Below are 6,497 nucleotides of genomic sequence, written 5' to 3' on the forward strand. Positions count from 1 at the left end.
CAGGGCCGCCATCGGCCCACTGTGCGGCGACAGGGTCATGGCTTGCGGGATCGGCATCATTGCCACCTGCTGCGCAGTGTTGGAGCCCACGCGCTCGTCACGCGGCGGAATACCGAAGTACTCGCGGTAGCACTTGGAGAAGTGCGGCGTAGACACGAAGCCGCACACCGACGCCACTTCGATGATCGACATCGGCGTCTGCTTCAGCAGCTGCCGGGCGCGGATCAGACGCAGCTTCAGGTAGTAACGCGACGGCGAACAGTGCAGGTACTTCTGGAACAGGCGCTCGAGCTGCCTGCGCGATACCGACACGTACACTGCCAGTTCGTCCAGGTCGATCGGCTCTTCAAGGTTGGCCTCCATCAACGCGACGATTTCCTGCAGCTTAGGCTGGTTGGTGCCAAGCATGTGCTTGAGCGGCACGCGCTGGTGATCCTGCTCGTTGCGGATGCGCTCGTAGACGAACATTTCGGAAATCGCTGCCGACAGTTCACGGCCGTGGTCGCGGCTGATCAGGTGCAGCATCATGTCCAGCGGCGCGGTGCCGCCGGAGCTGGTGAAGCGGTTACGGTCGAGGGTGAACAGGCGGGTACTCATGTTGACCCGCGGGTAGGCCTCCTGCATGGCCGCCAGGCATTCCCAGTGCACGCTGCAATCGAAACCATCCAGCAGACCCGCACAGGCCAAGGCCCAGCTACCGGTACATACCGCGCCCAGACGGCGCGACTGACGGGCCTGGGTTTGCAACCAGGTGACATGCTCGCGGGTAACGCTGCGCTGGATGCCCACGCCGCCACAGACAATCACGGTATCGATGGGCGGCGCACTGTGCATGGCGGCGTCAGGGGTTATCTGCAAGCCATCGCTGGCCCACACCTGCCCACCATCGGCGGTGAGGGTGTGCCAGCGGTACAGTTCGCGGCCGGAAAGCTGGTTGGCCATGCGCAGCGGCTCCACGGCCGATGCCAGGGAAATGAGGGTGAAATTGTCCAGTAGGAGAAACCCGATGGACTGGGGGGCTGTGCGGTTCTGGGTTGGGTTCCCGGAGGTGTACGACGTCATCGCGATTTCTCCTCACACAAATGCAGGGTGTGCCTCAGGCGAGCACTGATTTCTTGTTATGTATGGCCCCGGTTTCATGTGCAGGGGCCTTGGTGCCAATCTCAACGCAAACGCCGTGCCTGAAATTGAACGGCTATCCAAAAAAACCTGAAAACGACGCCTTTGTTAGACAAATCAGGTGCTTTGATCGAGTTGGCCAATCTTCGTAGAACGGGCGTGCTAGGCGCTGTGCGTGTAACGGCTGAGCATTTTGGTGACACGCGCAGTGTAGGATGCCCAGAAACGACACTATTGAGTGTCACCGACAACGCCCACACTGATAACGACACCCGACGATCGGTATGCGCCGCGCTTGCACCATTAGGGGGCATTGGGGGGCGGTGCTGCACCTGCCTCAAACTCAAGGGCGTCTTCGCGGGTAAACCCGCTCCCAAAAGTACAGCACCGCGAGTGAGAGCAACGCAGTACCTGTGGGAGCGGGTTCACCCGCGAAGAGGCCCTTGATGTCAGATCAAGCTATCAGCACTCGATCGCGCTGACTGCCAAACCACCGCGCGAGGTCTCTTTGTACTTGTCGTGCATGTCGGCCCCGGTATCGCGCATGGTGCGGATTACCTGGTCGAGGGAAATGAAGTGCTCGCCATCACCACGCAGGGCCATCTGCACCGCGTTGATGGCCTTTACCGCAGCAATCGCGTTGCGCTCGATGCATGGCACCTGTACCAACCCGCCGACCGGGTCGCAGGTCAGGCCCAGGTTGTGCTCCAGGGCAATTTCGGCAGCGTTCTCCACCTGAGGCGGGGTCGCGCCCAGCACTTGGGCAAGGCCCGCTGCTGCCATGGCGCAAGCCGAGCCGACTTCACCCTGGCAGCCCACTTCGGCACCGGAGATCGACGCATTCTTCTTGCACAGGATGCCCACCGCGGCAGCACCGAGGAAGAAGTCGACCACGCTGGATTCATCCACCGCATCGCTGAAGCGCATGTAATAGTGCAGCACCGCCGGGATGATGCCCGCCGCACCGTTGGTCGGCGCGGTCACCATGCGCCCACCGGCGGCGTTTTCTTCGTTGACCGCCAAGGCGAACAGGTTGACCCATTCCATGGCGCTCATGGTCGAGCCGATCACGTTGGGCTTGCCGATTTCCTGCAGGCTGCGGTGCAGCTTTGCGGCGCGGCGGCGCACGTTCAACCCGCCGGGCAGCGTGCCTTCGTACTTGAGGCCGTTGTTGACGCATTCCTGCATGGCTTCCCACAGCTTGTGCAAGCCGGCGCGGATCTCTTCCTCGCTGCGCCAGACCTTCTCGTTGGCCATCATCAATTGCGACACGCTGAGGTCGTTTTGCTTGCACAGGCGCAGCAGTTCGGCGGCGCTGTTGAAGTCGTACGGCAGCACTGTCTGGTCCGCATCCAGTACGCCACTGGCGGCCTGGGCGGCATCGACCACGAAGCCGCCACCCACCGAGTAATAGGTGTCGCGATGCAGCTCGCCCTGCTCGCCTTCGGCGATCAGGGTCATTGCGTTGGGGTGGTACGGCAGGTTCTCGTCCAGCAGCAGCATGTCGCGGGCCCAGACGAATTCGATGGGCAGGCGGCTGTCCAGCTGCAGGGTGTTGGTTTCGCGCAGGTCGGCGATACGCGGCGCGATCTGGGTCGGGTCGATGGCGTCCGGCCATTCACCCATCAGGCCCATGATGGTGGCATTGTCGGTGCCATGCCCCACCCCCGTGGCCGACAGCGAGCCATACAGGCGCACTTCGATCCGCTTCACACGTTCCAGCTCGCCGCGTTCGCGCAGGCCCTGGACGAACAGGGCGCCAGCACGCATGGGGCCGACGGTGTGGGAGCTGGAGGGCCCGACACCGATCTTGAACAGGTCGAACACGCTGATGGCCATTGTCGAATCACCTCTTGCTGGGCTTGTCTCTGCGCGCCATGCGCAGGGCGGGGCAGCTGCTAGGCTGAAGCAGCGGGCCGCCTTGAATGCACGCATCATCGGGCTTTTACCAACCCCCTCGCCGTCTGCAACCGACGTACTTTTGTCCAGCAGCGCCGCGCTGTTTTCTACCGGGGAGCTGCCCTCGCCACGCCGCTTTCCGGCGGCCTGGTGACGTAAAAATGCGGCTGAGGGGGTGGAAAAATCCATAAGCGACATCGCCCATACTGGATACGACCCGTTCCGTACTGGTTACGACCCCACCAGTAGGCGATTGCCCAGCGCTGGAGGATTATCGAAAGCGACTCGTAAAGCACGGCCACGCATCCTGCCCTCTGCAGGCCTGGTCGACCGGACCCTGAGAAAGCCCGGCGACCCACGCGAACCCGAAGACAAAATCACAGGAGTCCATCCATGAAAGGTTCACCCTCGCTGTTGCTGGTTGCGTTGCTGTCCGCGCCTTTGCTGGCCCAGGCCGCCGAACCCGAGCAATGTCAGACGGTACGGTTCTCGGATGTCGGCTGGACCGACATCACGGTAACCACCGCGACCACCAGCGTTGTGCTCGAAGCACTGGGTTACAAGACCCACACCACCATGATCTCGGTACCGGTGACCTACAAGTCGCTGGCCACCGGCAAGGACCTGGACGTGTTTCTCGGCAACTGGATGCCGACCATGGAGAACGACATCAAGCAGTACCGCGACGCCGGTACTGTCGAAACAGTGCGCGCCAACCTGGAAAACGCCAAGTACACCTTGGCCGTACCCCAGGCGCTGTATGACAAGGGCCTGAAGGATTTCAGCGACATTCCCAAGTTCAAGAAGGAGCTGGACGGCAAGATCTACGGCATCGAGCCCGGCAACGATGGCAACCGCACCATCCAGAGCATGATCGACAAGAACGCCTTCGGCCTGAAGGACGCCGGCTTCAAGATCGTCCAGTCCAGCGAGGCCGGCATGCTGTCGCAGGTTGACCGTGCGCAGAAGCGCGGCGAGGCCATCGTGTTCCTCGGCTGGGAACCGCACCCGATGAACACTCGCTTCAAGATGCAGTACCTGACCGGCGGGGACGAGTTCTTCGGCCCCGACTTCGGCAAGGCGACCGTATTGACCAACACCCGCAAGGGCTATGTGCAGGAATGCAGCAACGTTGGCCAGCTGTTGAAGAACCTGTCGTTCGAGCTCAAGGATGAAAGCACCATGATGGGCTATGTCCTGGACGACAAGATGAAACCCGAGGCGGCGGCCAAGAAGTGGCTCAAGGACAACCCTGGCAAACTGGATGCCTGGCTGGCCGGCGTAACCACCGTGGATGGCAAACCCGGCCTTGAGGCGGCCAAGGCCAAGCTGACGCAATAACGAAATACGCAATAGCGCTACCTCGGGGCAGGCCCATGCCTGCCCCGGGTTGATTTCAATCTATGCAGGTGGAAGCTCGCTATCATGCTTATCGATCAGAAAATACCCCTGGGCCAGTACATCGCGTCGTTCGTCGAGTGGCTGACCCAGAACGGCGCGAATTACTTCGACGCCATCGCGCAAGGCCTGGAGTTCATGATCCATGGCGTCACCAGCGCCCTGACTTTCTTCAATCCGTTCGTGCTCATCGCTCTGTTCGCCGCCTTGGCGCATTTCATTCAGCGCAAGTGGGCGCTGACCGCATTCGTGGCCTTGTCGTTCCTGCTGATCCTCAACCTGGGTTACTGGCAGGAAACCATGGAAACCCTGGCGCAGGTCACCTTCGCCACGGTGGTTTGCGTGGCCATCGGCGTGCCACTGGGCATCGTCGCCGCGCACAAACCGATGTTCTATACCGCCATGCGCCCGGTACTCGACCTGATGCAGACGGTACCTACCTTCGTTTACCTGATCCCTACCCTGACCCTGTTCGGGCTGGGTGTGGTACCGGGGCTGATCTCGACAGTGGTGTTTGCCATCGCCGCGCCGATCCGTCTCACCTATCTGGGCATCTGCGACGTCCCGCAGGAGCTGATGGATGCCGGCAAGGCCTTTGGCTGCTCACGGCGCCAGCTGCTCACCCGTATTGAACTGCCGCATGCGATGCCAAGCATCGCCGCCGGCGTTACCCAGTGCATCATGCTGTCGCTATCGATGGTGGTGATCGCCGCCCTGGTCGGCGCTGACGGCCTGGGCAAACCTGTGGTCAACGCACTGAACACCGCCGATATTTCCCTGGGCTTCGAAGCGGGCCTGGCGATCGTGCTGCTGGCGATCATGCTCGACCGTATCTGCAAGCAACCGGACCTGCCGGTAAGGGGTGAAGCATGAGCATCATTCGTTTCGAAGACGTCGACGTCATCTTCTCCAACAAGCCGCGCGAAGCGCTGGCGCTGCTCGACCAAGGCCAGACCCGCGAGCAGATCCTCAAGCAGACCGGTCTGGTGGTGGGTGTCGAGAAGGCCAACCTGGATATCCAGAAGGGTGAGATCTGCGTGCTGATGGGCCTGTCCGGCTCGGGCAAGTCGAGTTTGCTGCGCTGCATCAACGGCCTCAACACCGTCAGCCGCGGCAAGCTGTTCGTCGAGCACGAAGGCAAGCACATCGACATTGCCCACTGCACCCCCGCCGAGCTGAAGATGATGCGCACCAAGCGCATTGCCATGGTGTTCCAGAAATTCGCCCTGATGCCTTGGCTGACCGTGCGCGAGAACATCAGCTTTGGCCTGGAAATGCAGGGCCGCCCCGAGAAGGAACGGCGCAAGCTGGTCGACGAGAAGCTCGAGCTGGTGGGCCTGACCCAGTGGCGCAACAAGAAACCGGACGAATTGTCTGGCGGCATGCAGCAGCGCGTGGGCCTGGCCCGGGCGCTGGCGATGGATGCCGACATCCTGCTGATGGACGAACCGTTTTCGGCACTGGACCCGCTGATCCGCCAGGGCCTGCAGGACGAGTTGCTTGGCCTGCAGGCCAAGCTGAGCAAGACCATCGTGTTCGTCAGCCACGACCTGGACGAGGCGCTGAAGCTGGGTAGCCGCATCGCCATCATGAAGGATGGCCGGATCATCCAGTACAGCAAGCCGGAAGAGATCGTGCTCAACCCGGCCGACGAGTATGTACGTACCTTCGTCGCCCACACCAACCCGCTGAACGTGCTGTGCGGGCGCAGCCTGATGCGCAGCCTGGACAACTGCAAGCGGGTGAATGGTTCGGTATGCCTGGACCCGGGTATCGACTCGTGGCTGGACCTTGGCGAAGGTGGCTCGATCAAGCGCGCACGCCAAGGGCAGAACGGGCTGGACCTGCAGAACTGGGCACCTGGGCAGGATGTGGAGCTGCTGGGCCGCCGCCCAACGTTGGTCAATGCCGATATCGGCATGCGCGAGGCGCTGCAGATTCGTTACCAGACCGGCAACAAGCTGGTGTTGCAGGATAACGACAAGGTGGTGGGGATTCTTGGGGATACCGAGCTGTACCACGCATTGCTCGGCAAGAATCACGGTTGATGCCATTGGGGCCGCGTTGCGGCCCATCGCCGG

General features: G+C 61.8%; 5 protein-coding genes. 3 read left to right on the forward strand and 2 right to left on the reverse strand.

All coding sequences use genetic code 11. From position 1 onward, the window contains the following. On the reverse strand, positions 1-1,062 hold a 1,062-nt coding region (gene gbdR, locus ACK1U9_RS09355), incomplete at its 3' end, for a choline metabolism transcriptional regulator GbdR (protein ID WP_449109842.1). A gap of 519 nt (positions 1,063-1,581) precedes the next feature. After that, entirely contained in the window at positions 1,582-2,958 is a 1,377-nt protein-coding gene (locus tag ACK1U9_RS09360) for an L-serine ammonia-lyase (protein WP_046614495.1), read from the reverse strand. 453 nt (positions 2,959-3,411) lie between these two features. Here ACK1U9_RS09360 and ACK1U9_RS09365 point away from each other — a divergent pair, with 453 nt between their 5' ends. From ACK1U9_RS09365 to choV, 3 genes are all read left to right on the forward strand, one after another. Further along, positions 3,412-4,359: a choline ABC transporter substrate-binding protein gene (locus ACK1U9_RS09365; protein WP_046614496.1), complete on the forward strand. Its 948-nt coding sequence runs from the start codon at positions 3,412-3,414 to the stop codon at positions 4,357-4,359. An 81-nt stretch (positions 4,360-4,440) separates the two neighbouring features. Further along, positions 4,441-5,289, forward strand: coding sequence for a choline ABC transporter permease subunit (choW, locus tag ACK1U9_RS09370; protein ID WP_169774667.1), 849 nt, complete (start codon positions 4,441-4,443; stop codon positions 5,287-5,289). Next, entirely contained in the window at positions 5,286-6,464 is a 1,179-nt protein-coding gene (gene choV / locus ACK1U9_RS09375; RefSeq protein WP_003257485.1) for a choline ABC transporter ATP-binding protein, read from the forward strand. Before choW ends, choV begins: the two co-directional genes overlap by 4 nt. Positions 6,465-6,497: the final 33 nt, after the last annotated feature.

The sequence above is a fragment of the Pseudomonas sp. XP1 genome, assembly GCF_053557675.1.

Excerpts from the sequence above, each read along its gene's own strand:
- ACK1U9_RS09360 (WP_046614495.1), bottom strand. The coding sequence starts at position 2,958 with ATGGCCATCAGCGTGTTCGACCTGTTCAAGATCGGTGTCGGGCCCTCC.
- ACK1U9_RS09365 (WP_046614496.1), top strand. The coding sequence starts at position 3,412 with ATGAAAGGTTCACCCTCGCTGTTGCTGGTTGCGTTGCTGTCCGCGCCT.
- choV (WP_003257485.1), top strand. The coding sequence starts at position 5,286 with ATGAGCATCATTCGTTTCGAAGACGTCGACGTCATCTTCTCCAACAAG.